At 67.9% G+C, this 867-nt stretch carries 1 protein-coding gene; it reads right to left on the minus strand.

Going from position 1 to position 867, the window contains the following annotated elements; genetic code table 11:
* Positions 1 to 56: 56 nt before the first annotated feature.
* Positions 57 to 867, minus strand: an 811-nt coding sequence (gene motB / locus VK92_RS33665) for a flagellar motor protein MotB (protein WP_048026839.1), incomplete at its 5' end; no start/stop codon positions are given.

Consider the following 867-nt stretch of genomic DNA (forward strand, 5'->3'; position numbering starts at 1 on the left):
CCCAGCCCCCAGCCCCATCGCGCACATCCGCCCCGCGTTCGTGAATGCGCCCGCGCCTAATGCTGCTGCGTGAGCGCCGCCGGCAGCACGGCGGCCCGGGTGCCGGCCGATTCGTCCACGGTCGTCCTGCCGCCGTCCCGAAAGAACGCCTGCTCGGCGGCATTGTTCATCACGAGGATGCTGATGCGGCGATTGGTCGGCTCGTCCGCGACGTTGCGGTCGAGCGGCAGGACATCCGCGAGCCCGCGCACCTGGAGCAGCTTTTCTTCCGGCAATCCGCCCGCGACCAGCGCGCGCCGCGCGGCGTTCGCGCGATCGCTGGAGAGCTCCCAGTTCGAATAACCCGTGGGGCCGTCGCGATACGGCGTCGAATCGGTATGGCCGGCAATCGACACGCGGTTGTCGACATCGTCGAGTGCCGTACCGATCTGCGTGAGGATCGCGGTGGCATACCCTTCGGGATGCGAACTGCCTGACGCGAACATCGGGCGCTTGAGCGAATCGACGATTTCGATGCGCAAGCCCTCGTGAGTGATCGCGATCCGGATCTGGTCCTGGTACGCGCGCAACGACGGGCTCTGTGCAATCGCCGCGGTCAGCTTCGCCTTCAGGCGCTCGAGCTTCTGCGTATCGACGATGTCGGCCGGTGCCGCGGGCGAACTGGCCGGCACCGGTTGCGCTTTCGCGTCGATGGCCGGCGCCGGGTCCGACAGGTCGCGGCCGCCGCCCTGCACGACGCTCGGGCGCGGCGCCTGTGCGTCTTTCCCGCCGGACAGGAGCGTCGACAGCGGCGTGTTGAAGTAATCCTCGATCCCCTGCTTGTCGTACTTGGACACCGAGCCGAGCAGCCACATCAGCAGGAAGAAC

The organism is Burkholderia sp. LK4 (assembly GCF_001043615.1).
Lineage (GTDB): Bacteria > Pseudomonadota > Gammaproteobacteria > Burkholderiales > Burkholderiaceae > Burkholderia > Burkholderia cepacia.